27 protein-coding genes are annotated in these 24,306 nt (G+C 73.8%); 17 read left to right on the forward strand and 10 right to left on the reverse strand.

The genetic code is table 11. The features are described from left to right. Positions 1-7: 7 nt before the first annotated feature. Positions 8-616: a 30S ribosomal protein S4 gene (gene rpsD / locus Air01nite_RS08475; RefSeq protein WP_203701404.1), complete on the reverse strand. Its 609-nt coding sequence runs from the start codon at positions 614-616 to the stop codon at positions 8-10. A gap of 74 nt (positions 617-690) precedes the next feature. On the opposite strand from rpsD, the gene Air01nite_RS08480 reads away from it, so the two are divergent. Further along, entirely contained in the window at positions 691-1,146 is a 456-nt protein-coding gene (locus Air01nite_RS08480) for a hypothetical protein (protein ID WP_203701405.1), read from the forward strand. 8 nt (positions 1,147-1,154) lie between these two features. Here Air01nite_RS08480 and Air01nite_RS08485 read toward each other — a convergent pair whose 3' ends face one another. Genes Air01nite_RS08485 through Air01nite_RS41000 form a run of 3 tightly spaced genes read right to left on the reverse strand, consistent with a single transcriptional unit; the run spans position 1,155 to position 3,088 of the window. Continuing rightward, a complete protein-coding gene (locus Air01nite_RS08485) occupies positions 1,155-2,318 on the reverse strand; it encodes a hypothetical protein (protein ID WP_203701406.1) in 1,164 nt (387 codons plus the stop codon). Continuing rightward, positions 2,315-2,830: a SigE family RNA polymerase sigma factor gene (locus Air01nite_RS08490; RefSeq protein WP_203701462.1), complete on the reverse strand. Its 516-nt coding sequence runs from the start codon at positions 2,828-2,830 to the stop codon at positions 2,315-2,317. The genes Air01nite_RS08485 and Air01nite_RS08490 overlap by 4 nt, the downstream gene beginning before the upstream one ends. A 45-nt stretch (positions 2,831-2,875) precedes the next feature. After that, a complete protein-coding gene (locus tag Air01nite_RS41000; RefSeq protein WP_239090579.1) occupies positions 2,876-3,088 on the reverse strand; it encodes a hypothetical protein in 213 nt (70 codons plus the stop codon). A 225-nt stretch (positions 3,089-3,313) separates the two neighbouring features. On the opposite strand from Air01nite_RS41000, the gene Air01nite_RS08500 reads away from it, so the two are divergent. The 13 genes from Air01nite_RS08500 (at position 3,314) to Air01nite_RS08560 (ending at position 14,421) form a co-directional block, all read left to right on the forward strand. After that, positions 3,314-3,796 carry a hypothetical protein gene (locus Air01nite_RS08500; RefSeq protein WP_239090580.1) on the forward strand — a complete coding sequence of 161 codons (483 nt, stop codon included), beginning with the start codon at positions 3,314-3,316 and terminating at the stop codon, positions 3,794-3,796. Positions 3,797-4,133: 337 nt separating this feature from the next. Continuing rightward, complete coding sequence (locus Air01nite_RS08505; protein ID WP_203701407.1) at positions 4,134-6,212, forward strand: PQQ-dependent sugar dehydrogenase; 2,079 nt, start codon at positions 4,134-4,136, stop codon at positions 6,210-6,212. 42 nt (positions 6,213-6,254) lie between these two features. After that, on the forward strand, positions 6,255-7,898 hold the full coding sequence (locus tag Air01nite_RS08510; protein ID WP_203701408.1) for a Ycf46 family AAA ATPase: 1,644 nt from the start codon (positions 6,255-6,257) through the stop codon (positions 7,896-7,898). Between the two features lie 27 nt (positions 7,899-7,925). After that, complete coding sequence (locus Air01nite_RS08515; RefSeq protein ID WP_203701409.1) at positions 7,926-8,381, forward strand: hypothetical protein; 456 nt, start codon at positions 7,926-7,928, stop codon at positions 8,379-8,381. After that, the gene (locus Air01nite_RS08520; RefSeq protein ID WP_203701410.1) at positions 8,378-8,590 is read left to right on the forward strand and encodes a DUF2997 domain-containing protein; all 213 of its coding nucleotides are present in this window, start codon (positions 8,378-8,380) and stop codon (positions 8,588-8,590) included. Before Air01nite_RS08515 ends, Air01nite_RS08520 begins: the two co-directional genes overlap by 4 nt. Then, positions 8,574-9,236 carry a ComEA family DNA-binding protein gene (locus Air01nite_RS08525; protein ID WP_203701411.1) on the forward strand — a complete coding sequence of 221 codons (663 nt, stop codon included), beginning with the start codon at positions 8,574-8,576 and terminating at the stop codon, positions 9,234-9,236. Before Air01nite_RS08520 ends, Air01nite_RS08525 begins: the two co-directional genes overlap by 17 nt. Next, positions 9,229-9,861, forward strand: a complete 633-nt coding sequence (locus tag Air01nite_RS08530) for a 4Fe-4S single cluster domain-containing protein (protein ID WP_203701412.1) — start codon at positions 9,229-9,231, stop codon at positions 9,859-9,861. The genes Air01nite_RS08525 and Air01nite_RS08530 overlap by 8 nt, the downstream gene beginning before the upstream one ends. 70 nt (positions 9,862-9,931) lie before the next feature. Continuing rightward, positions 9,932-10,555, forward strand: coding sequence for an SRPBCC domain-containing protein (locus Air01nite_RS08535; protein WP_203701413.1), 624 nt, complete (start codon positions 9,932-9,934; stop codon positions 10,553-10,555). Positions 10,556-10,592: 37 nt separating this feature from the next. Then, positions 10,593-11,051, forward strand: coding sequence for a nuclear transport factor 2 family protein (locus Air01nite_RS08540; RefSeq protein WP_203701414.1), 459 nt, complete (start codon positions 10,593-10,595; stop codon positions 11,049-11,051). A gap of 41 nt (positions 11,052-11,092) precedes the next feature. Then, a complete protein-coding gene (locus Air01nite_RS08545) occupies positions 11,093-11,992 on the forward strand; it encodes an NADP-dependent oxidoreductase (RefSeq protein ID WP_203701415.1) in 900 nt (299 codons plus the stop codon). A gap of 4 nt (positions 11,993-11,996) precedes the next feature. Then, complete coding sequence (locus tag Air01nite_RS08550) at positions 11,997-12,377, forward strand: VOC family protein (protein WP_203701416.1); 381 nt, start codon at positions 11,997-11,999, stop codon at positions 12,375-12,377. Beyond that, positions 12,374-13,249, forward strand: coding sequence for an AraC family transcriptional regulator (locus Air01nite_RS08555; RefSeq protein WP_239090581.1), 876 nt, complete (start codon positions 12,374-12,376; stop codon positions 13,247-13,249). The genes Air01nite_RS08550 and Air01nite_RS08555 overlap by 4 nt, the downstream gene beginning before the upstream one ends. 89 nt (positions 13,250-13,338) lie before the next feature. Beyond that, positions 13,339-14,421 carry an aldo/keto reductase gene (locus tag Air01nite_RS08560; protein ID WP_203701417.1) on the forward strand — a complete coding sequence of 361 codons (1,083 nt, stop codon included), beginning with the start codon at positions 13,339-13,341 and terminating at the stop codon, positions 14,419-14,421. Here Air01nite_RS08560 and Air01nite_RS08565 read toward each other — a convergent pair. The 5 genes from Air01nite_RS08565 to Air01nite_RS41520 all read right to left on the reverse strand — a co-directional run bounded on the left by Air01nite_RS08565 (position 14,418) and on the right by Air01nite_RS41520 (position 19,310). Beyond that, positions 14,418-15,083, reverse strand: coding sequence for a response regulator (locus Air01nite_RS08565; RefSeq protein ID WP_203701418.1), 666 nt, complete (start codon positions 15,081-15,083; stop codon positions 14,418-14,420). The genes Air01nite_RS08560 and Air01nite_RS08565 overlap by 4 nt on opposite strands. After that, positions 15,080-16,210, reverse strand: a complete 1,131-nt coding sequence (locus tag Air01nite_RS08570) for a sensor histidine kinase (RefSeq protein WP_203701419.1) — start codon at positions 16,208-16,210, stop codon at positions 15,080-15,082. Before Air01nite_RS08570 ends, Air01nite_RS08565 begins: the two co-directional genes overlap by 4 nt. Positions 16,211-16,230: 20 nt before the next feature. Beyond that, positions 16,231-16,989, reverse strand: coding sequence for a hypothetical protein (locus Air01nite_RS08575; protein ID WP_203701420.1), 759 nt, complete (start codon positions 16,987-16,989; stop codon positions 16,231-16,233). After that, positions 16,986-17,864, reverse strand: coding sequence for an ABC transporter ATP-binding protein (locus Air01nite_RS08580; protein WP_203701421.1), 879 nt, complete (start codon positions 17,862-17,864; stop codon positions 16,986-16,988). The genes Air01nite_RS08575 and Air01nite_RS08580 overlap by 4 nt, the downstream gene beginning before the upstream one ends. Positions 17,865-17,945: 81 nt before the next feature. Continuing rightward, positions 17,946-19,310: a helix-turn-helix transcriptional regulator gene (locus Air01nite_RS41520; RefSeq protein ID WP_203701422.1), complete on the reverse strand. Its 1,365-nt coding sequence runs from the start codon at positions 19,308-19,310 to the stop codon at positions 17,946-17,948. A gap of 69 nt (positions 19,311-19,379) precedes the next feature. On the opposite strand from Air01nite_RS41520, the gene Air01nite_RS08590 reads away from it, so the two are divergent. Beyond that, complete coding sequence (locus Air01nite_RS08590) at positions 19,380-20,501, forward strand: 3-oxoacyl-[acyl-carrier-protein] synthase III C-terminal domain-containing protein (protein WP_203701423.1); 1,122 nt, start codon at positions 19,380-19,382, stop codon at positions 20,499-20,501. 74 nt (positions 20,502-20,575) lie between these two features. Here the strand turns inward: Air01nite_RS08590 and Air01nite_RS08595 are convergent, their stop codons facing one another. Continuing rightward, entirely contained in the window at positions 20,576-21,190 is a 615-nt protein-coding gene (locus tag Air01nite_RS08595) for a LysE family translocator (protein ID WP_203701424.1), read from the reverse strand. A 70-nt stretch (positions 21,191-21,260) separates the two neighbouring features. Here Air01nite_RS08595 and Air01nite_RS08600 point away from each other — a divergent pair, with 70 nt between their 5' ends. Then, positions 21,261-22,187: a LysR substrate-binding domain-containing protein gene (locus Air01nite_RS08600; protein WP_203701425.1), complete on the forward strand. Its 927-nt coding sequence runs from the start codon at positions 21,261-21,263 to the stop codon at positions 22,185-22,187. Between the two features lie 93 nt (positions 22,188-22,280). Next, positions 22,281-24,305, forward strand: coding sequence for a hypothetical protein (locus tag Air01nite_RS08605; protein ID WP_203701426.1), 2,025 nt, complete (start codon positions 22,281-22,283; stop codon positions 24,303-24,305). Position 24,306: the final 1 nt, after the last annotated feature.

Here is a 24,306-nt window from a genome sequence, read left to right on the forward strand (position 1 = left end):
CATCTCATCAGCGGCTGTAGAACTCGACCACGAGCTGTTCGTCGCAGAGCACCGGGATCTCGGCCCGCTCGGGCAACCGGACCAACGTCGTACGCAGGTCCGCGATCGCCGTCGACAGGTAGGGAGCCGTCCGCGCGCCGACGTGCGCGCCCGCCGAGGCGATCTGGAAGGGTGGCTTGGCACGGCTCTTCTCGCGCACCTCGACGGTCTGGAAAGGCTGGACGCGATAGGAGGGCCGGTCCACCTTGCGCCCGTCGACCGCGATGTGGCCGTGCGCCACGGCCTGGCGCGCCTGGTAGATCGTGCGCGCGAAGCCGGCGCGCAGCACCAGCGCGTCGAGCCGGCACTCCAGGCTCACGACCAGCCGCTCGCCGGTCTTGCCGGTGCCGCGGTGCGCCTCCGCGAAGGCGCGCCGGAGCTGCGCCTCGCTGACGTTGTACTGGTGCCGCAGGCGCTGCTTCTCCAGCAGCCGGACCTTGTAGTCGGTCTCCTTGCGGCGGGCGCGGCCGTGCACTCCCGGCGGGTACGGCCGGCGCTCGAAGTACTTGACGCACTTCTGCGTCAGCGGGATGCCGAGCGCCCGGGAGAGCTTCGCCTTCGGCCGCGACTGGTTCAACGGTGCCTCCAGTGGTTGGAATTGTCGAGAGGTTAGCCTAACCTAACCACAACGCGCACCCCGGGAGGCCAGTCATGACGCAGTCAACCGACCTCGTCGCGCTCGTCCGCACCCTCGCCTCCGGGCACGTGCCGGCCACGATCCAGGTGAGCCGGCGGGCGTCCGGGGCCGGCGGCCCGCACCCGGTCCGGCACGCCCTCGACCGCGCGGGATCGCCGCTGCTGCTCACCGCCGTGGACTCGCCGGCCGACCGGGCGCTGACCGGCTCGGACGACTACGACGTGGCGACGGTCCTGGCGGTGCCCGCGCCCGACGGCGGCCAGCTCTGGATCTCCGGCTGGTCGACCCGGTTGCGCGACCCGCTCTCCCGCGCGGCCGTGCTCGAGTTCGCGGCCCGGCATCCGCTCGCGGACCTGCTCGACGTCGGCGTCGGCCACGTCCTGCATCGCATGGACGTGGCCGAGGTCCACCTGGAACTCCCGGACGGCCGCTGGATCGAGATCGACCCCGAGGAGTACGCGGCGGCCTGACGCGGGGCTCAGCCGACCGGTCGAGGTGGCCAGGTCGCCGGGTCGTCCGGGTCGCCGGCCGGCGTGATCGCCGTCAGGACGGCGCTCGCCTCGGCCGCGTCGCCGACCGCGTAGTTGATCGAGACCCGCAGGCCGGGAAGAGTCCGCGCGATGCTCGCCAGCTTGACGTCGGACCGCACGGGACCACCCGTGGGCGTCGCGAACGGCGAGGTTGGCGCGGCGTCCGGTGTGCCCGAGAAGTCCGACGGGTCCGGCGTGTGCGGCGGAGACATGGTCGCCTCGGGTATCGGCGACGTGTACTCGACCGTGAGCGGGCGCGTCTCCGTCGCGATCCGCAGGATGCCGTACCGGTGCCGCTGGTTCGGCCCGGTCATGTCGACGGAGCCGGAGCAGCCGCGCAGCGGCTCACCCTCGGGGATCCGCAGCGGCGCCGTGCAGGCGGTCGTGGTGTCGAGCCGCACGGCGTCCGCGAACGCCATGAGATCCGCGACGTCCACGACCGAGGACAGCTCCGGCGGCGCGGTGACGCCCTCCTCGCCGACGGTCAGCAGACCCGACGCGACGAGCCCGACCTCCGCGGTCAGGCCGGGCGCCGGGTGCCAGGTCACCCACCGGTTCGGTCCCCAGTCGAACCGCTCCTCCGTCAGCACCGCGGGCTGCCCGTCGACGGTCACCGACGACGTCCGGTCGGGCACGTCCGCATTGCCCAGCCCGCTGTCCCCCTCTCCACGCCGCAACTCCACGTTGCCGCTGATCTGGCTGTTTCCGGACGACATCTGGATGCTGATCCGTTCGACGTCGGCCTCGGCGGACCAGATGACGGACTGCACGGGGAACGGCGTCCACGGCACACCGAACCGAAGCACCGTCGGGTCCGTGCCGACGAGGTCCGGGCGTGCCGCCGCGCCGTCCGCACCCGCCACCGCCGGGAGGGCGGGCATGGTGTCCCAGCCGACGGGCGGGTTGTCCGCCAGCGGGGCCGGGCCGCCGTTGAACACGAGCGTGGCGGCGACCACGCCGGCCACCCCGGCGCTGGACAGGGCGTAGGCGCCGTGCCGGCGGCGGGTCCGGGCCCGGCCGGCGGCGAGCGTGGCGGCGAGCAGGGCGTCGGCGTCCACGGGCCGATCGGCGCGCGCGCTCAACAGCGCGGTGAGCTCGTTCTCGATGGTCATCGCCGACTCCTCGTCTGGTTGGCGGAGGTCAGGGGGAAGCCGGCCGCGGGGAGGTTCGCGCGCAGCGCGGCGATCCCCCGCATCACGTGCGTCCGGACGGTGACGGCCGAACAGCCGAGGATCTCCGCGATCGCCGGGTCGTCGAGGTCCTCGTAGTAGCGCAGGACCAGCGCGGCCCGCTGCCGCGGCGGCAGGGCGGCGACCAGGTGCCACAGGGCCTGCCGGTCGGCGCCGTCCAGGCCGCTCTCGGCGGCGGGTTCGGGCACGACGGCGGCCACCGGCACCTCGTGCCGCCGGACGGCCCGCCGCCACCACGAGTTGCGGGCGTTGACCAGCATCCGGCGCACGTACCGGTCAGGGTCGTCGGCGCCGACGATCCGGGACCAGCGCGGGTACGCCTTGGCCAGGACGTCCTGCACCAGGTCCTCGGCACGGTGCTCGTCGTCGACCAGCAACCGCGCCAGCCGGACGAGCGCCGGCCCGCGAGTGAGCACGTACTCCTCGAACGTCACACCCAACAGACGCCACCGCGCCCCGGTCTGTTGACACGCCCGACGCTAATCGCGCACCCACGGCCCGACCGGGTCCGCCACGACGCGAAACCCCGCCGCCGTCGCGGCCGCGGCGGCCGCCCGGAACCGGCGCGCCAGCGCCTCCGGGTGGTGCGCGTCGCTGCCGAACGTGACCGCCCGCCCGCCGGCATCCCGCCACCAGCCGAGCAGCACGAGGTGGACCGGACCGGCGCTGGCCGCGTCCTCGGCTCCGTCCATTCGCGACGGTTCGGCGGCGGCCGGTTCGTCGACGTGAGTGATGCGTATGCTCGGTGAACGCGATCGCGGGCAGGCCCAGCTCGACCGCCCGCGCACACGTGCGGATCAGGTCGCCGCCGGGCGCGTCCCACAAGAACTGGGTGTGCACGTGCCCGTCGGCTGGAAGCGTCACGGCGCAAACCCTATGCCCAGTTTGGCGTCCTCGATGCGGGGAAGGTGGCGGGCATGGACCTGCGGATGCTGTCCGGCGTGACCGCCGGCGCCGCGGCGGGGGCGGCTGGGTGCGCGGCCCTCGACGCGACGACCTACCTTGACATGGCCGTGCGTGGCCGGCCCACGAGCGACGCTCCGGCGGAGACCGTCGAGGCGTTGATCAAACACCTGCCCGTCGACGTGCCGGGCACCAACTCGCGCCGCCACAACCGTCTGGAGGGGCTCGGCGGTCTCTCCGGCTCGCTCACGGGCATCTCGGTCGGCGCGGCGTTCGGTCTGCTGTACGCGTCCGGCTGGCGGCCGCCGTTGCCCGTCGGCGCGGTCGTCGCCGGCCTCACCGCGCAGGCGCTGTCCGACGGATCCCTGGCGGGCACGCGCGTGTCCGACCCGCGCACGTGGTCGCTCACCGACTGGCTCAGCGACATCATCCCCCACCTCGTGTACGGCGCGGTCACCTACGCCACGCTGGACGCCCTGGAGCGCGGCGGCCGTTGATTCGGGTGGCGGTCATCCGGCCGCCCGCGTAGGGTGGCCGTCAGGATCGAGACGTTCCGATCAATCGATGGGGGGTCCGGAACTTCACATCGCTGTGCGAGATCCTCGCCGCTGGCCGGCGCGCGGGGCCCCATGGCAAGGGCCCCGAACAATGTGTGCCGCAAAGTGCGACCGTCTCGCCGTGCTCGACACCTCGTCGGCCTCTGGCACGAGCCGGCGAACGCCTGGTCACCCGTGACCGGCCGTGCGTCCGGCGTCCAATCGTGTCGGCGACGAACGACGCGTGACGCTGCCCCGGTCCGGGTGCCTCTGTTCACCCAGACACAGGAGGCGTCAGTTGCGCAAGAAGCTTGCCCTGGCCGTCGCACCGCTGCTCGCGGTAGCCGGCGGCGCCATCTCGTGGTCGCCGGCCACGGCCGCGCCACCCGGCGGCCCGCCCGCCGACAGCAACTTCCAGAAGGTCACCCTCAACGACTTTCCCGGCGAGCCGATGAGCCTCGCCGTCCTCCCGGACAACCGCGTGCTGCACACGGCCCGCACCGGCGAGGTGCGCATCCACGACCCGAAGTCGGGCCTCAACATCCTCGCCGCCGACGTGCCCGTCTACGAGCACGACGAAGAGGGTCTGCAGGGCGTCGCGATCGACCCCGACTTCGCCCGCAACAAGTGGGTCTACCTCTACTACTCCCCCGTGCTGAACACGCCGACCGACGACCCGGCGACGCCGGACGTCAACGAGGGCGACGCGCCGACCACGGGCACCGCGGCCGACTTCGCGCCGTTCAAGGGCCACCTCCAGCTTTCCCGGTTCAAGCTGGAAGGCAACAGGCTCAACCTCGGCACCGAGCAGAAGATCATCCAGGTCGCCACCGACCGCGGCATCTGCTGCCACGTCGGCGGTCAGATCGACTTCGACAGCAAGGGCAACCTCTATCTGTCCACAGGGGATGACACCAACCCGTTCGAGTCCGACGGGTACGTGCCGATCGACGAGCGGGCCGACCGCAACCCCGCCTTCGACGCCCAGCGGACGTCGGCCAACACCAACGACCTGCGCGGCAAGGTGCTGCGGATCAAGGTGAAGTCGACCGGCGGCTATACGATCCCGTCCGGCAACCTGTTCAAGCCGGGCACGGCTGAGACGCGTCCCGAGATCTACGCGATGGGCCTGCGCAACGCGTTCCGGTTCGCGGTCGACAAGCGCACCGACGACGTCTACGTGGGCGACTACTCGCCGGACGCGGGCGAGGCCGACCCGGCGCGCGGCCCGGCCGGCCAGGGTCGCTGGATGCGCATCGACAAGCCGGCGAACTACGGCTGGCCGTACTGCGCGACACCGGACCTGCCCTATGTGGACTACGACTTCGCCACGGGCGCGTCCGGCGCGCCGTTCAACTGCAAGCGGCCCGTCAACGAGTCGCCGCACAACACGGGGCTGACCCAGCTGCCCGCTGTCGAGAAGCCCGAGGTGGCCTACTCGTACGGCCCGTCGGCCGCGTTCCCCGGCCTGGGCGAGGGTGGCATCGGCCCGATGGGCGGTCCGGCGTACGAGTACGACAAGCGCAGCAAGTCGCGGGTCAAGTGGCCCGAGTACTACGACGGCGTGCCGCTGTTCTACGAGTGGACCCGTGACTACATCAAGGAGTTCCGCCTCGACAAGCGCGGCAACGTCGCCGACATCCGGCCGGTGCTGCCGTCGTTCGCGGTGGACAACCCGATGGACATGGAGTTCGGCCCCGACGGCGCGCTCTACGTCCTGGAATACGGCGACGGCTTCTTCTCGGAGAACCCCGACGCCCAGCTGGCCCGGTTCGACTTCGTGCGCGGCAACCGCACGCCGATCCCGGTGATCAGCGCCGACCCGCTGGCTGGCGACGCACCGCTGACCGTGCAGTTCTCCAGCGCCGGCACCGTCGACCCCGACGGCGACGCGCTGCGGTACGCGTGGGACTTCGACGCCGACGGCACGGTCGACTCGCGGGCGGCGAACCCGACCTACACGTACACCGCGAACGGCGTCTACCGCCCGACGCTGAACGTCACCGACAGCACCGGCCGCTCCGCGTCCGCGGAGATCCCGTCGTTCGTCGTCGGGCCGCGGGCACCCTCGATCGAGCTGACCCAGCCCGTCGCGGGCCAGCCGTTCGCGTTCGGCGACACCGTCTCCTTCCAGGTGAACGTCGTCGACAACGACCCCGTCGACTGCTCGCAGGTGACCGTCAACTACATCCTCGGTCACGACGAGCACGGCCACCCGATCACCGCGGCGACGGGTTGCAGCGGCACGATCACGACCTCGGCGCCCGGTCACGGCTCGGGCGACAACCTGAGCGGCGTGTTCGTGGCCACCTACACCGACCCCGACGGCCTGACCGCCACCGACCAGGTCGTCCTGACCCCCAGCACAACCCCGTAACGGGCATGGGCCGGGTGGTCCGGATAGGGCACACTGCGTTTCGTGGAACAGCCCTTCCGGACCACCCTGGCCCAGCTCCTCAAGGCCCGGTTCCCCATCGTGGCGATCGAGTCCCACGAGGAGCTGCGGGTGCTCTTCGAGGTGCGCGCGGTCGCCGGCGACGCCGACCTCGTGCGCACGCCGCGGCCGGTGTGGACCTGGTCGCTGACCGACGGGCTGCGCCGCGACGACGGCGAGGAGCAGGGCCGCACCAAGGACCCGGCCGACGCGCTCGACGCCCTGCTGCGGTTGCAGCAGCCGGTGGTCGCGGTCTTCCGTGACCTCCATCCGTCGCTCGGTGGCGCGGGCCAGCCCGGCGACGCGGCGGTCATCCGCCGGCTCCGCGACGTGGCGACCGCGTTCCGCTCCGGCGCCGTCCCCCGCAGCCTCGTCCTGGTCTCACCCGTCAGCCGGGTGCCGGTCGAGCTGGAGAAGGACATCACCGTCATCGACTTCCCGCTGCCGGCCGAGTTCGAGATCCGCGGGGTCCTCGAGGGCATGCTGCGCGCCAACGCCGCCTCGCCCCGGCTGCGGATCGACCTCGACGACGACGGGCGCGAACGGTTCGCCAAGGCCGCGCTCGGCCTGACCCTGCACGAGGCGGAGAACGCGTTCGCCCGCGCGATGGTCAACGACGGCGTCCTCGACCTCGCCGACCTGCCCGTCATCCTGGAGGAGAAGCGGCAGACCGTACGCAAGGCCGGGTTGCTCGAGTTCATCGAGACCGGCCCCCGCCTGTCCGACATCGGCGGTCTGGAAAACCTGAAGCGCTGGCTCGGCCGCCGCGAGGGAGCCTGGCTGGCCGACGCCGCCGACTACGGGCTGCCCGCGCCGCGCGGCGTGCTGATCACCGGCGTCCCCGGCTGCGGCAAGTCGCTGACCGCCAAGGCCGTCGCCGCCGCGTGGGGCATCCCGCTGCTGCGCCTCGACATCGGCCGGGTGTTCGCCGGCCTCGTCGGGTCCAGCGAGCACAACATGCGCGCCGCGATCCGCACCGCCGAGGCCGTCGCGCCGTGCGTGCTCTGGATCGACGAGATCGAGAAGGGCTTCGCCGCCACGGGCGCCAACGACTCCGGCACCTCGTCGCGCGTGTTCGGCTCGTTCCTGACCTGGCTGCAGGAGAAGAGCCGGCCGGTGTTCGTCATCGCCACCGCCAACGAGATCGAGAGCCTGCCGCCGGAGCTGCTCCGCAAGGGCCGCTTCGACGAGGTGTTCTTCGTCGACCTGCCGACCCGGGCGGAGCGGGGCGCGATCTGGTCGGTGCACCTGGGGCGCTGGCTGCGCCATCCGCGGGTCGGCGGCGCTCTCACGGCCGACCACGCGGTGCTGACCGAGCTGACCACGCTGAGCGAGGGTTACTCGGGTGCGGAGATCGAGCATGCGCTGATCGCCGGGGTCTACGACGCGTTCGCCGAGCGCCGGCCGCTGCGCCATGACGACGTGGTGCGGGCCCTGGTCAACATGGTGCCGTTGAGCGTCACCCAGGCCGAGCGGATCGCGGCCGTACGCGCCTGGGCCGACGCCCGCGCGGTCGCCGCGACCGCCGCCGAGGACTGGGATCTCGGCACGCCGGTGGCCCCCACGCAGCCTCGGCCGGACGGCGGAGGCCCGCACCGGCCACACGGCGGACGCCCCGTTGAGTTCTAATGTGGGCATCGACGGCGGGAGGATCCGATGAGCGTTTCCCTCCTTCTGGTCCCGGTGGCGCTGGCCGCCGCCGCGGCCATCCAGGCGCGCGCGTCCGGCGGTGAGGCCAAGGGCACCATCTGCACCGTGTCGACCCGGATGCGCGACAGCGCCCTGCTCGCCACCGCGCTGCGGGAGACCGGTGCCGTGGTCACCGCCGCCACCGACGTGGTCGACGCGGCCTGGCAGGGCGTCGAGGGGCGGTTCACCCGCGGCGCCGACGGCGTCTGGACCGCGCATTTCCGCGGCGACGTCGACGAGACGCGGGCGGTGGAGATCGTCCAGCGGCTCGACGCCGCCTACGGCCGGCAGGTGCAGGCCGCGGTGCTCGACCGGCTGCGTGACCGGGCGCCGGCGGCCGGGCTGCGCCTCGAGTCCGAGACGGTGACCGACGACGCCGCCGTCCGGCTGGTCTTCGCGGTCGAGCGGCAGGAGCGGGCATGAGCGCACAGATCACGGTGGTGGTGGCCGCCGACGGCACGGTCCACGCCGAGACGCACGGGTTGCCCGGCCCGGCCTGCCTCGACTACATCGCGGTGCTCGAGGACCTGCTCGACGCGACCACCGTGTCCAGCGCCTACACGGCCGACTTCCACCACGCGCGCAGCACGGTCGAGGCGGCAGAAGTGGTGCGCGATGTCGACCGGCGCTGACCCGGCACACGGCTTCTGGTGGCGGATCACCCACAGTCTCTGGCTGCTGTTCCCGATCCTCGGGTTCGGCTGCGGCGGGGCGGGCGCGCTCATCTTCTTCGGCTTCCTGCTGCACCGCCGGTCGACCTGGATCAGCGGGATCGTCTACCTGGCCCTGTCGATACCCGCGTTCGTCGTCGTGGGCGAGTCACCGACGGAAAGCACGTCGAGTGATTGGGCCGTCAGCGTGCTGATGGCGGTCTGGGTCGTCACCATCGTGCACGCCTTCACCGTCAACATCGCGTGGCTGCGCCGGCAGCGGGGGTACGACGCACCCTGGCCGTCCGCACCGGCGGCGCCGCTGGTGCCCCCGCCCGGCTACGCCGCCGCACCCACCGGCCCGGTCGACGTCAACTCGGCCGGCGCAGAGGATCTCGCCGCGCTGCCACACTTCGGCCACGCGCGGGCGGTGCGGGCCATCGCCGAGCGGGACCGCCTCGGCGGCTTCGCCGACGTGTTCGAGTTCAGCAACACGCTGGAGCTGCAGCCGCACGAGTTCGTGCGGATCTTCCCGCTGGTCGTCGCGAACCCGATCGCGCCGCCGGCCCCGGCCCCGCAGCCGCCGCCAGGCCCGGTCGGGCAGCCCGGCCGCATCGTCGATGTCTGAGCCGGCCGTCACCGTCGCCCGCTACCTGGCGACCACGACGGCCGAAGGCCCCGGCACGCGCACCGCGGTCTGGGTGCAGGGCTGCACGATCCGCTGCGCGGGTTGTTTCAACCCCGACCTGTTCCCCACCGAGGGCGGCACCCGCTGGTCATCCGCGGAGTTGGCCGCGCGCGTGCTGACCGAGCCCGCCACGGGCCTCACGCTGCTCGGCGGCGAGCCGTTCGACCAGGCCGACGGGCTGGCCGAGGTGGCCCGCCGGGTCCGTGCCGGCGGGCGCTCGGTGCTCACCTTCTCGGGTTACACCCACGCCGCCCTGCGCCGCGCCGCGGCGGCGGGCCGCCCGGGCGTCGCCGACCTGCTCGCCGCGACCGACCTGCTGATCGCGGGCCCGTTCCTGCGCGACCGGGTCGACCACGACCGCCCGTGGGCCGGCTCGACCAACCAGGAGTTCGTCCTGCTCAGCGACCGCTTCCCGGACCTGGTCGACTGGCGGCGCGGCGCCGTCGACCGGATCCAGATCGACGTCGACCGGTCCGGCACCGTCGCCGTGAACGGCTGGCTCGACACCGACCGCCTCGACGCGCTGCTTGCTGATCTCCAAAGAATTAACTCTGGACTTATATAAGCGGCTACTGCCAGACTGTTGGCGGCACCAGGCGGGCGCCCGCTCGCCGCCGACGGAAGGGACGAGCCGCATGTTCGACATCGCCAACCACCTCAAGGCGATCCACCGTGAGGTCGGGACCGGCCCGGCCGAGGGCGGTGGCGAGGAGGTCCGCGTGGTGCTCCGCCGGACCTACGCGGCCCCGGTCGCCGACGTCTGGGACGCCATCACCGACCCGGACCGGGTCAAGCGCTGGTTCTTCCCGCTCACCGGCGACCTCAAGCCCGGCGGCACGTTCCAGCTCGAGGGCAACGCCGGCGGCGAGATCCGCCGCTGCGAGCCGCCGCGGCGCCTCACGATCACCTTCGGCGGCCCGACCAGCGTCGTCGACCTGCACCTCTCCCCCGGCTCCGCCGACGACACCGAGCTCGAGTTCACCCACACGGTGCCGATCGAGATGGCCGGCAGCGGCGCCGGCGCGCTGTTCGTCGGCCCGGGCTGGGACGGCGCGCTGCTCGGCCTGGCGCTGTTCCTGGCCGGCGAACAGATCGGCGACCCGATGGCGGCGGCCAACTCCCCGGAGGTCCGGGAGTTCTCCCGAGGCTCGATCGACGAGTGGGTGGCCGTGGTCGAGGCGTCGGGCACCGCCACCGCCGAGGAGACCGACCAGGGCAGGCAGATGGCGCTCGCGCAGTTCGCGCCCGGCGAGTCATAACGTCCGATTCGCACCCATCAGGGGTTACGGTCGGCGGGTGACCGACCGACCACCACTGCCGCCGTTCGACCGGCCGTCCGCGCTGGCGAAGGTGCAGGCCGCCGAGGATGCGTGGAACACCTGCGATCCGGAGCGCGTCGCACTGGCGTACACGATGGACTCGGTGTGGCGGAACCGTGACCAGTTCTTCGTCGGGCGTCCCGCGATCGTCGAGTTCCTGCAGGACAAGTGGTCCCGCGAGATGGACTACGCGCTGCGCAAGAACCTGTGGGCGTTCACCGACGACCGGATCGCGGTCCGCTTCCAGTACGAGTCGCACGACGGCACCGGCCAGTGGTGGCGCAGCTACGGCAACGAGCTGTGGGAGTTCGACGAACACGGCCTGATGCGCCGCCGGGAGGCGAGCATCAACGACGTCCGCATCGACGAATCGCAGCGCCGCATCTTCGGCCCGCGCCCGAAGGACGCGACCGAACCGGACCTGCCGAGCTTCTGACCGTTGACCTCAAGCCGGGTTGAGGTCGCAGACTGGCGCCCATGCGTGCAGCGGCGTTCACGTCACCCGGTGGTCCCGACGTCCTCCACCTCATGGAGGTGCCCGACCCGGTTCCGGCGGACGGTCAGGTGCTGATCCGGGTACGCGCGGCCGGTGTGCAGCCCTACGACTGCGCGGTCCGGGCGGGCTGGCTGCCGGCCGGTGTCCCGCCGACGTTCCCGCGCGTCCCGGGCAACGAGTTCGCCGGCGTCGTGACGGGGGACGCCGGCGGCCTCGCTGACGGCACCGAGGTGCTCGGCTTCGGCCAGCTCGGCGCGTACGCGGAACTGCTCGCGGTCCCGGCCGACCACGTCGTCCCGAAGCCGGCCGGGATGCCCTGGGCGGTCGCCGGCGGCTTCTCGGCCGGCGCGCAGACGGCGCACATCGCGCTCGGGGAGCTCGCGCCGGCACCGGGCGAGACGCTGCTCGTGCACGGCGCCGCGGGCGCGGTCGGCACGGTCGCGGTGCAGCTCGCGGCGGCAGCCGGTGCGACGGTGATCGCCACCGCCCGCCCGGAGAACCACCCCTACCTGCGCGAGCTCGGCGCGATCCCGGTCGCCTACGGCCCGGGCCTGGCCGACCGGGTGCGCGCGGCCGCACCCGGCGGCGTCGACGCGGCCCTCGACGGCGCGGGCGGCGACGCCCTCGACGTCTCCCTGGACCTGGTCGAGGACCGCGACCGGATCCTGACCCTGGTCGACCACGCCCGCGCCGCCGACCTGGGCGTCCGGGTCACGCCGAACGCACGCTCGGCCGCCCGCCTGGCCACGCTGGTCGACCGCTACGACCACGGCGACCTGCGGATCCACGTCCGGCGGACCTACCCGCTGGCCGAGGCCGCGGGCGCACACCGCGAGGTCGGGACGGGCCACGGGCGGGGCAAGGTCGTGATTACCGTCTAGAGCCATGATTGGACGTCTGCACCACACGATCCTCGACTGCCCTGATCCGGCCGCTCTCGCCCGGTTCTACAGCGTGCTGCTCGGGCTGCCGATCACGTACCGTGACGACGACTTCGTGGTCGTCTCCACCACCGACCGCGCCTCCGGCCTCGCGTTCCAGCGGGCGCCGGACCACCGCCCGCCGACCTGGCCGGATCCGGCCGTGCCACAGCAGATCCATTTCGACGTGATGGTCGACGACCCGGTCGCCGCCGGAGCCGCGGTGCTGGCGCTCGGCGCTCGCAAGCTCGCGGGGGACGGCGTCTACGCCGACCCGGCCGGGCACCCGTTCTGCCTGATCCCACTCCCGAGCTGGGCCGACCCGGTCCGTGCTGAAATGGGATGATGCGTTTGGACGAGCTACGGGCCCTGCTCGCGCGGCACGCGCGGCCGGACATGACGACGGACGTCGACGGTGTGCTGATCTCGAAGGTCGACCGGGAGCTGCCCCCGTCGCCCTCGATGTCCGGCACCGTGCTCGCGCTGATCGCACAGGGCGCCAAACGCCTCTCCCTGGGCGACCGGGTCTACGAGTACCGCGCCGGGCAATACCTCGTGGCCTCCGTCGACCTGCCGGTGACCGGGCATTTCGTCGACGCCAGCGTGGACCGGCCCGCGCTCGGGTTCGGGCTCGTGCTGCGCCCCGACGACATCGCCGAGCTGCTGCTGGGCGCCGGGCCCGCCGAGGTGCCCGCGGCCGCGCCGCCCGGGATCGCGGTCAGCGACGCGCCGGACGAGCTGCTCGACGCCGTCGTCCGCCTGCTCCGGCTGCTCGACCGGCCGCGCGACCGGGCCGTACTGGCACCGCTGGTGATCCGCGAGATCCTCTGGCGGCTCGTCACCGGCGAGCAGGGCGGGCTGGTGCGCCAACTCGGCCTGCCCGACAGCGGGCTGCGGCACGTCGCGCGGGCGGTGCGCTGGATCCGCGACAACTACGCGGAGCCGTTCCGGGTCGAGGACCTGGCCCGGCTCGCGGGGATGAGCGTCTCCGCGTTCCACCGCAACTTCCAGACGACCACGGCGATGAGCCCGATCCAGTTCCAGAAGCGGATCCGGCTGCAGCAGGCGCGGCTGCTCCTGGCCGCCAACCCGGGTGACGTCGCCCGGGTCGGCCACGAGGTCGGGTACGACAGCCCGTCGCAGTTCAGCCGCGAGTACCGGCGCGAGTTCGGCGCGCCGCCCAGCCGGGACGCCGCCCTCGCCCTCGCGCTCCCGTAGCCGGGCAGGCTGAGCCGCTGGAGAGGATCAGGCAATAGCCCGCGCGGATCGGTCTACCAGCGGCGGCGGCACGCGCGTTCGATGAAGACATGGCACTCGACCACTACGTCACCCTCGGCCGGTCCGGACTCCGGGTCAGCCCGTTCGCACTCGGCGCGATGACCTTCGGCACCGACCCCGGCGGGGCCGGCTGCGACGTCGCGGAGTCCGAGAAGATCCTGGCGACCTACCTGGAGCGCGGCGGCAACTTCGTCGACACCGCCAACTTCTACACCAACGGTCACTCGGAGAAGATCCTCGGCGACTACCTCGCCGCCCGACCGGGGCTGCGCGACCGCGTCGTCCTCGCGTCGAAGTTCTTCTTCAACATGTTCCCCGGCGACCCCAACGGCGGCGGCGCCGGCCGCGGCTCGATCATCGCGCAGCTCGACGAGTCGCTGCGCCGGCTACAGACCGACCACCTCGACCTCTACTGGATGCACAACTGGGACCGGCACACGCCGATCGAGGAGACCATGCGGGCCCTGGACGACCTGGTCCGGGCGGGCAAGATCCGCTACATCGGCTTCTCGAACACCCCCGCCTGGGTCACCGCGCAGGCACACACGACGGCCGTCCTCAAGGGATGGACGCCGCTGATCGCGCTGCAGGTGGAATACTCGCTGCTCGCCCGCACCGTCGAGGGCGAGTTGGCGCCGTTCGCCCGCGACCAGGGCGTGGCGCTGACGCCGTGGAGCCCGCTGAAGAACGGCTTCCTGTCGGGCAAGTACCGCCGCGGCGCGCAGGTCACGGACTCGGCCCGCAGCGCGTACGTCGGCGGTCCGACGGAGGCCGACTACGACGTCATCGAGGCGGTCGCCGCGGTCGCCGACGACCTGGGCACGACTCCGGCGGCGGTGTCGCTGGCCTGGCTGCGCGCCCGCGAGGGCACGGTGGTGCCGATCATCGGCGCCCGCCGCGTCACGCACCTGGAGTCCAACCTGGCCGGTCTGGAGATCACGCTGACGGACGCGCACCGCCGCGCGCTCGACGAGGCATCCGCACCGGACCTGAACTACCCGGCCCCGATGCACGGCGCACAGCAGGCGATGCTCCAGTTCGCGGGCACCACGGTGGACGGCGTGTCGTCCGAGGTCTACCCACCGCTGTTGGCGAGCAACGTCCGTTACTAGCCTCGGCCGCGGGCGACCACGCCGGTCTCGTACGCGAAGACCACCACCTGCACCCGGTCGCGCAGGTCCAGCTTGGTGAGGATCCGGCCGACGTGGGTCTTCACGGTCGCTTCGGCGAGCCGCAGCCGGGCCGCGATCTCCGCGTTGGAGCGGCCCTGCGCGACCTCCAGCAGCACCTCCCGTTCCCGCTCGGTGAGCCGGTCGAGCCGGCCGCCGGCGGGTGCGGCGGGGTCGGGCAGGTAGCCGGCGAACGCGTCGATCAGCCGGCGGGTGACCGGAGGTGCGACGACCGCGTCGCCGGCCGCCACGGCGCGGATCGCCGCGAGCAGGTCGGCCGGTGGCGCGTCCTTGAGCAGGAAGCCGCTCGCACCGGCCCGCAGCGCCGCGTACACGTACTCGTCGAGGTCGAAGGTCGTCAGCACGATCACCCGGGCCGGCAGGCCGGCGGCGACGATCCGGCCGGTGGCGACGATGCCGTCCTCGACCGGCATCCGCACGTCCATCACGACCACGTCGGGGCGCAGCGCGCCGGCCATCGCCACCGCCTGCGCCCCGTTGCCGGCCTCGCCGACCACCGACAGGTCGGGCTGGCTCTCGAGCACCATCCGGAAGCCGGTGCGCACCAGCGCCTGGTCGTCGGCGAGCAGCACCCGGACGGTCACGCGGCCACTCCCGGTCCGAAGTGGAGCGTCGCGCGGACCCGCCAGCCGGCACCGGATCGCGGGCCGGCGTCCACCGTCCCCTGGTAGGGAGCGGTCCGCTCGGCCATTCCCGCGAGGCCGTGCCGGCCGGCGGGGGTGGGCGGCCGGGCCGGGCGGCCGGCGCCGTCGTCGAGCACCTCGATCTCGACGTCGTCGGTGCCGTAGCGCACCCGCAGGTCGGCATGCGCGCCAGGACCGGCGTGCTTGATCACGTTGGTCAACGCCTCCTGCGCGATCCGGTAGACGGCGAGCCCGGCGCCGGGACCCCAGTCGCCGGGCCGGCCGTCGGCGTGCAGTGTGACGTCGACGCCGGCCGCCCGCACCTGGCCGACCAGGTCGTCGAGGTCCGCCAGGCCCGGTTGCGGCACCCGCTCTCCGGGTCCACCGGCGCGCAGCAGCCCGACCAGGCGGCGCATCTCGTCGAGGGCCTGCCGGCCGGTCGCCGACACCTGTCGCATCGCCGAGCCGACCCGCTCCGACTCGGCGGCATAGCTGGCGCCGTCGGCCAGCGCGACCATGACGGCCAGGTTGTGCGCCACGATGTCGTGCATCTCCCGGGCGATCCGCGCCCGTTCGTCGGCGACCGCGAGCCGCGCCTCCCGGTCGCGGTCGCGCTCCAACCGCGCGGCCCGCTCCACCACCGCCGACAGGTACGCCTGGCGGGTGCGGCTGTTGGCACCGAGCAGGACGCTCGCCGCGACCACCGCGGTCGCGCCGATCATGCCGGGCCACGGCAGGACGCCGCTGATGGTCCCGACCACGAACCCGACCAGCACGACCGCCAGCGGCGCGAGCAGGTGCCGCGGCGGCCGGTGCCGGGCGACCGTGTATAGCCCGACCAACGGCGCGAGCACGCCGGACGGCGAACTCGCGCCGGCGGCCTCCGCGACCAGGGTGCCGGCCAGCACCGCCCAGAGCGTGCCGGCCGGCCAGCGCCGCCGGGCCAGCAGGGGCAGCGGCACCAGCACGACCGCGACCCACTGCCCGGGCTCCGCCGGACCGTCAACGCTCGCCCGGCCGGCCAGGACGGCCGCGGCCAGCCCGGCGACCGCCGCGACGAGCGCGACGTCGCCCACCGTCCGCCTCATGCCCACGAGGGTACGAGACCTCACACGTCCCGCCGCCACAGCGCGACGCCCGCCGCGGCCAGCAGCAGGGCCACCCAGCCGGCCAGGACCAGCCCGGCCGCGCCCGGCGCGAGCAGGTCGAACGGTCCTCCATCCGGCCCGGTCGCGTAGAGCGCCTGACTGGCGGCGACGGGAACGAACCGCATGACGTCGCCGGCGGTCTCGTCCGGCAGCGCGGCCGGCAGGATCGCCGGCAGCACGAGCAGTGCCGCCACGAACACCGTGATCGCCAGTGCCGTGTGCCGCAGCAGGGTGCCCACCGCGAGCCCGACCAGGCCCATCGCGAGCGGCGCGACGGCCGCTCCCGCGGTGGCGCGCAGCACGCCCGGGTCGCCCAGCGTGATCCGGTCGCCCTGGGCGAACGCCTGGTTCGTCACCAGCGCCGCGACGCACGTGACCGCGAGCACCGGGAGCGTGGCGGCCGCCAGGGCGAGCACCTTGGCCGCGAGCACCGGCAGCCGGCGCGGCACCGCCACGAACGTCGCGCGGGCCAGGCCGGAGCTGAACTCGCCGGTCATCAACAGCACGCCGAAGACGCCGAGGACGAGCGAGAAGAGGTCGATCGGCAGGAAGGCGCCGGCCACGGTCGGCGCGTCACCGGCCCGGGCCTGGTTCCAGCCGACGAAACCGGCGAACGCGACCGTCAGCACTCCGGTCGCGCCGAGCACCACCCACGTGGACCGCAGCGACAGCAGTTTCGTCCATTCCGCGCGGACCACGCCGCGCACCGTCGACGTCATCGCTCCCCCACCCGGGTCAGCTCCATGTAGGCCTGTTCCAGCGACGCCCGCCGGGGCGTGAGCTCGTGCAGCACCAGGCCCCGGCCGGTGGCCACGGCCCCGATCGCGTCGGCCTCGAGCCCGGTCACCAGCAGCCCCGCGCCCTCGTCGGCCACCGCGGCGCCGTGCGACCGGAACAGGTCACGCAGCGCGTCCGTGCGCGGGCCGCGGACGAACACGCCGGCCCGGCCGATCAACGCGTCCAGCGAGGTGTCCGCCAGCAGCCGGCCGCGGTCGATGACCAGCAGGTGGTCGGCGGTGACGGCCATCTCGCTCATCAGGTGGCTCGACACCAGCACGGTGCGGCCGTCCGCGGCGAGCCGCTTGAGCAGCGTGCGCATCCAGAGCACGCCGTCCGGGTCGAGTCCGTTGACCGGCTCGTCGAGCAGCACCACCGCCGGGTCTCCCAGCAGCGCCGCCGCGATGCCGAGCCGCTGTGCCATGCCGAGCGAGAACCCGCCGACCCGGCGCCGGGCCGCGGCGGCCAGGCCCACCTCGTCGAGCAGGGCGTCGGCCCGAGCGGGCGGGATGCCGTGCGTCTGGCCCAGGGCGACGAGGTGGTCGCGGGCCGTCCGGCCCGGGTGGGCGGCGCGGGCGTCGAGCAGCGCGCCGGCGGCGCACAGCGGCGCGGCGTGCGCGCGGTAGGGGCGTCCGCCGACGGTGGCCCGGCCCGCGGTGGGCCGGTCCAGGGCGAGGATCATCCGCATGGTCGTGGACTTGCCCGCGCCGTTGGGGCCCAGGAAGCCGGTCACCTGGCCGGGCCGCACCGTGAACGACAGCTCGTCGACGGCGCGGATCCGACCGTACACTTTGGTCAGTCCGGTCACTTCTATCACGGCTTCGACGCTATGGGCGGGCCAGCCCGCGCACGACGGTCGCGGGTCGCACCCGTCGCGGCGCGACGTGCGACCTGAGGACTACCCCAGCTGCTCCCGGCGGCGGGCCAACTCCGTGCGGTTGCGGACGCCGAGCTTGCGGAAGATGTTGCCCAGGTGGAACTCGACGGTCTTCACCGAGACGAAGAGGTGGTCCGCCACCTCCCGGTTGCTCAGGCCGTCGGCCACGGCGACCGCCACCCGGACCTCGGCGCCGGTCAGCGCCGCCTCGCCCGGCCTCGGGTCGAGCGGCGCCGCCGGCAGCTCGGGCGGCGGCCCGCCGGTCACCGCGCGCAGGTCGGCCTCCACCAGCGCGAGCATGCCGCCCGCGCCGATCGTCGCGTAGCCGGCGCAGGCCGCCTCCAGCAGCCGCACCGCCACGGCGCGGCGACCGGCCCGGCCGTGCGCCCCGCCGAGCAGCCAGGCCATCCGGGCCCGGGGCAGGCGTTCGGCGGGCTGGGTCAGCTCCGGCAGGACGGCCTCGAACGCCTGCGCCCGGCGCACGTCGGCGGGGTCCTCGATCCACGACCGCCAGGCCGCCATCGCCGGGCCACCGGGCAGCCCCACCGGAGCCGGCGGCACGTCGCGCAGGAGGGCCGCCGCCGTCTCCGGGCGGCCGTGCAGCGCGTGGTGGGTGGCCAGCTCCCAGCGGTACTCGAAGACCAGGCCTGAGTCGACGCCGAGCCCGGCGGCGACCATCAGCTCCAGCACCGCGACCCAGGCCTCGGTGTCACCGCGGGCGAGGTGCAGCGCGGCCGAGCCCTCGGTGATGTGCCCGGCCACCCACTCGGAGCCGTTGCGCGCGGCCAGCGCCCTGGCTTCGGCGAGGTGCGCGGCCGACGCGGCCAGGTCGCCGCGCAGCGCCTCGCACTTCACCAGCCACGCGGTGACCTCGGCCCGCACGTCCTGGCGACCGGCCTGGATCGCCAGGTCGCGGGCCTCCAGCATCTCGGCCTGGCCGCGGACCAGGTTTCCCGCCCAGGCGTCGCCGAGCCCGATCATCGCCAGCAGCCGGGCCTTCGCGGCCGGGTCGAAGGTGAGGCGGTCGACGTACCCCGCGAACTTGGTCCTGGTCTCGTGCGGCCGGATCAGCGTGAGCGTCGCGAAGATCGCGCACTCGAGGTAGAGCGGGTCGTCGTGCAGCGCCCGCTCGTCGAAGACGCGCAGCGCCCGCTCCAGGTGCGCCGGGCCGTCGGCCGAGCCGGCCCGGTGCAGCGCGACGCCGGTCAGCACGTGGAACAGGTACGGGTCCCGGTCGGCGTACCGCGACATCCGCACCACCAGCGGCTGGAGGTCGCGCGCGGCGGCGTTGCGGCTGAGCACGAGGAACGCCTGGAAGAGCAGCCGGGGATCGTCCAGCCGGAGCGACTCGGTCAGCAGCCGATCCGCTTCTAGATCACTGGACACGGTCCGAGGGTAGGAACTAGGGATCTCCCCGGTGTATCCGCCGACCGGCGCTCGTCAGACTCCGAACTCATGAAGATCGACACCGCCCTGCCTCTGCCGTACGCGATCACGGGGCTCGGCACGCTCATCGGGCGGGTGCTGCCCATCGACGAGTGGGCCGCGGCGGCGAAGATCCCGGCGCGGGCCGGCGGGGTGATGAGCGGCGAGCTCGTGGAGCGGATCCTCGGCATCCAGGGCAAGAGCTGGGACCCGTGGACGTTCGCCGACCTGGGCCGGATCGCCGGGACCGCCCGCGACGCGCTGCTGTCGGCCGACCTCGAGCCGCGTGACGTCGACACGTTGATCGTGGTGACCTGTTCGCCGTACGAGATCATGCTCGATCAGGACGCCTTCCGCCTGGCCCGCGACCTGGAGCTGCCGGACAGCGTGGTGCCTGTCCAGATCGGCGCGGGCTGCGCCGGCCTGGCCCGCGCGGCGGCGCTGGCCGCCCGGCTCGCCGCCCGGCACGCGCTGGTCGTCACCTACAACGCCCCCAGCCGGATCACCGGCGACCTCGAAGGCGGCGTCAACCCGGTCTACCTGCACAACGACGCGCACCCGCTGGGCCGCAGCCTGTGGGCGTCGGCGGGCATCTTCTCGGACGGCGCGGCGGCGCTGGTGCTCAGCCGGCAGGAGGACCGGCCCGGCCTGGTGCTCTACTCGCGCGACTCGCAGGCGTTCGGCGCGCAGCCCGGCTTCACCGACCCGCTGATCCACCATTTCGGCGGCGGGTCGAGCCGGCCCTTCGGCACGCCCGACGCCGCGGAACTGGCCTGTTACGGGATGAACGGGCCGGCGGTGAAGCGGTACTACACCGAGGGCATGATGCTCAACCACGCCGCGCTGGAGGCGGCGCTGCCGGGCTACGTGGACCGGGTGCGCCGGATCTACACGCATCAGGCCAGCCCGGCGCTGGTGCGCACGTTCGCCGCGCTGGCCGGCCTGCCGGAGGGCAAGGCGCCGACCAACGCGGTGCGTTTCGGCAACCTCGTGAGCGCGAGCACCGCGAAGATGCTGCACGACGACGTGTACGCCGGCGAGGTGGGCGCCGGTGACCTCGTCTGTGTCTCCGTCGTCGGCTCGGGTCCGGAGCGCGGCGCGTACGTGCTGCCGGTCGAGGTCGGCAAGGTGGTCGAGCCGGCCGCCGCCTGATCAGCGGGGCCGGTCTGGGGGGCTACCGCCGGGTCGTGACCGTACGCGGCACGACCCGGCGGTAGAGGAAACCCCTAGACGCCGAGCGCCACGGCGGCGCCGATGCCGAGCAAGGTGCAGCCGGTCACGACCTGGAGGCGGCGGTGCGTCGCCGGGCGGGACACCAGCACGCGGCCGCGGTCGACCGCCCACGTGAAGATCACGTACCAGGCGCCGGTGACCGCCGCCCAGAGCACGCCGAGGCCGACGCTGGAGATCAGGACCGGGCCGTCGTCGGTGAGGAACTGCGGCAACAGCGAGATCGCGAACACGCCGGCTTTCGGGTTGCCGAGGTTGGTCGCCAGACCCGCCGCGTACGCCCGGCCGTAGCTCGATCCGCTCGGGGCCGGCGCCGGGCCGGGTGGCTTGCGCAGGCCGGCAAGGGTGCTCACACCGAGGGCCGCGAGCAGTGCGCCTCCGGCGATCCGCACGGCGGCGTACGCGTGCGGGTTGGCCAGCAGCACCGCGGAGAGCCCGGCGGCCGCGGCGGTTGTCCAGATGACCAGGCCCGTGCAGGTGCCGCCGATGCTGGCCCACGCCCGCCGGCGGCCGCCGTCCAGGGTCTGCCGGAGCATCAGCGCCTGCCCGGCGCCGGGCAGCATCGCGAGCAGGAACGTGGTGACGACGAAGACCGGCAGGTGGGTCGGCATGCCTCCAGGTTGGCGGCCGTCGCGCATGAAGAGAAGTAAAGCTTCCGTGCCGCAGCATTAAGGTTGCTTCATGCTTCTGGACCCTGGGCAGTTGCGGCTGCTCGCCCTGATCGACCGGCACGGCTCGCTGGCCTCGGCCGCGGCCGCACTGGGCGTCACGGCGGCGGCGGTGACCCAGCAGGTCGCCCGGGCGGAGCGGACCTGTGGCGCGCCGCTGGTCCGCCGCGGCCCGCGCGGCGCGTCGCTGACCGCCGCCGGCGCGCTGCTGGCCGCGCACGGCCGGGTGATCGACGAGCAGACCCGGCAGGCCGGGGCCGGGCTGTCGGCGCTGCTCGGGGAGCTGTCACTGCGGCTGCGGATCGGCGCGTTCCAGGCCGCCGCCCTGCGCCTGCTGCCGCCCGCGTTGACCGCGTTGCGGCACCGGCACACCGACGCCGACCTGTCCGTCGTCGACATCACGTCCGACCAGGGCATGCCCGCGGTCGCGGCCGGCGACCTCGACCTCGCGGTGATCGCCGCGTGGGACCGGCCGCCGGCGCCGCCGGAGCACGTGCGCCTGCACCCGCTGCTGACCGACCCGATGGTCGTCGTGCTGCCCGACGACCACCCGCTGGCCGCCGGCACCGGACCACTGCGGTTGGCGGAGCTGCGGGACGCCGCCTGGGTGACGATCATCGCCGGCCATGCCGCCCGCGCCCAGTTCGACCGGGCCACCGGCGCGGCCGGGTTCACACCGCGGATCCGGTTCCAGACCGCCTCGTACGACGTGGCCCAGGCCCTGGTCGGCACCGGCGTCGGCGTCGCGCTGGTCTCCCGGCTCGCCCTCGGCGCGACGCCCGGCACCGTCCACCGTGAGCTGGCCCAGCACGGCCTGCACCGCCGCCTCTACGCCGCGACCCCGGCCGACACCACCCTCACCCCGCTCGTCGACGCCTTCCTCCGGCTGCTGCACGACGTCGCCGGCGAGCTGTCCAGTTCCGGACACCCGACGTATTGACCGGTGGCCGTCCGGCGTCTGTGTCACATAGGTTCACGCACAGACGCATCGAAGGCGAGGCCAGCCATGCGAGTCCCGGGGAGGCTCACCGGCGTGCCCGATCCCCTCCGCGACCTCCGCGCGCTCGTCGAGACGTTGCCGGTGCCGTCCGCCCCACCCACGTACACCCAGCGCGAAGCGGCCCTCGGCCTGGCTCTGCTCGACCTCTCGCTGCGGCTCGAACACGTGCCGCGGGTCGCGGAGCACCTCACGCTGATCGACCGCGGCCACATGACCCGCTCGGTCAGCGTCGACGTCGACCTCCACGCGATCACGGACGCCCAACGGCGGCGGATCGCGGCGCCGACCGAACCCGGCCGGCACGGCACGTCCCTCTGGATTCCCGTCTCCCGCTACAGCCGCAGCGACCTGGCACCCGTGGTGGTCAAGGACTCGACCGGCGAGGTGGTGCCGAGGTTCACCCACCGCGACTCCGACCGGGTGACCGCCGCCGCGTTCGTGCGCCTGCTGGCGATGCTGATCGACGCGCACCGCGACGTGACCATCCGCGACACGGTCGTGCACAAGCTCCGGCACACCCACCAGCGGTCGCGCTGGCTGGTCGAGGCCGCGCTGGCCGAGCTGGTGACCGCCGGGTCGCTGCCGGAGGCGGGCGTGCGCACGCCGCTCGACTACGCCCGCCCGCTGCCGCCCTCGCCGGGCGGCGGGCGCGAGGCCGACGCGCGGGCCGTGCGCGACCTGGCGCTGGCCGGGCTCGAGGAGCTGTGGCCGGCCGACGGCCGCAACGGGATCCGGTTGCCGTTCGCCCATCTGCTGAGCCTGGCGTGCAGCCAGTACATGCTGATCGTGCTCCTGGACGCCGCCCAACCCCGCCGGTTCCTGATGTGGGACGCGCCGCTGCTCCCCGGTCGCCGGCCCCGCGCGCCGCTGCAGCGCATCGCGCAGAGCGTGCTCCCGGTCAACCGCGAGTTCGTCGTCGAGTACGAGACGGCGATCCCGCGGTCCGTCGGCGCCTACCACCTCACGGTCGAGGTCAACGAGGAGGTCAGCGTCCGGCGGTTCGTGCTCTCCAGCGATGTGGACGACGACTTCGTGCGGGCGCTGACCGAGGACGTCGAGATGCTCGCCGAGGCCAACGCCGGGCAGGCGCCGCACCGCAAGCTGCTGGAGCTGGAGCTGCAGGGCATCGCGTCGCGGCTGGCCGAGATCGGCCGGCGGCGGTTGACCGACCTCACCAGCTACCGGCACTACGTCGCCGAGCGGCGCGCCGCGCTGCCGGGTGCCCAGCCGCGGAGCATGAGCGGTGACGAGGTGGTCGCCGCGCTGGGCCGGGGTGACTGCTCGGTGCCGGTGCTGGCCGCGTTCGCCGCGCACTACGCCGCGGACGGCATGCGGCACCTGGCCCGGGGCCCGCTGGCCGGTGCGGCGCTGCCGGCGCTCGCCGCCGGGATCCGGGACTACCAGCTCGGCCACGACATCACCACCGACAACGACCCCCGGGAGCACGGCGCACACGCGCACTGGCGCCGGCCGAGCGTCGATCTGAGTCCACACTCGACACAGCCGGTGCGGGCCGTCGCCTACCTGTCGCTGGCCGACGAGGCGCCGGCGCTGATCGAGAGCATCACCCGCATGGTCGCCGGCCTCGCGCTCGTCGTGCTCGGCATCGGCACGCTGCTGACCGGCGGCCTGGCGTGGCTCTGGTCGGCGGCGATCACGCCGCACTCCGTGCCCGAGCAGGCCGACGCGGTCGTCGCGGTGCTGCTGCTCGTGCCCGGCCTGCTGATCGCGCGGCTCGACCTGCCGGGCACGAACTCCGTGCTCGGGCAGCTCCGCCAGTTCCAGCGGTCGTTGGCGATCGCGTCGGTCGCGGTGACCACGGGCCTGGCCATCGCCGCGGGCGCCGTGCACACCGACCGCGGGATCACGCGCGCGTTCCAGCTCGGCATCGCGGTGCTCGGCCTCATCCTGCTGTGCTGCCTGGTCGAGTTCGTCGCGCGCCGGGCCCGGCGGCGCAGCCCGGTGCCGCGGTCGGCGCGGCTGCCGCGGTGGCTGCGGGGAACCCAGCGGCGGGCGTACGCGCCCGACGCCGTCTTCGACGCGCGCGGCGAGGTGTGAG

It is taken from the genome of Asanoa iriomotensis, assembly GCF_016862515.1.
GTDB lineage: Bacteria > Actinomycetota > Actinomycetes > Mycobacteriales > Micromonosporaceae > Asanoa > Asanoa iriomotensis.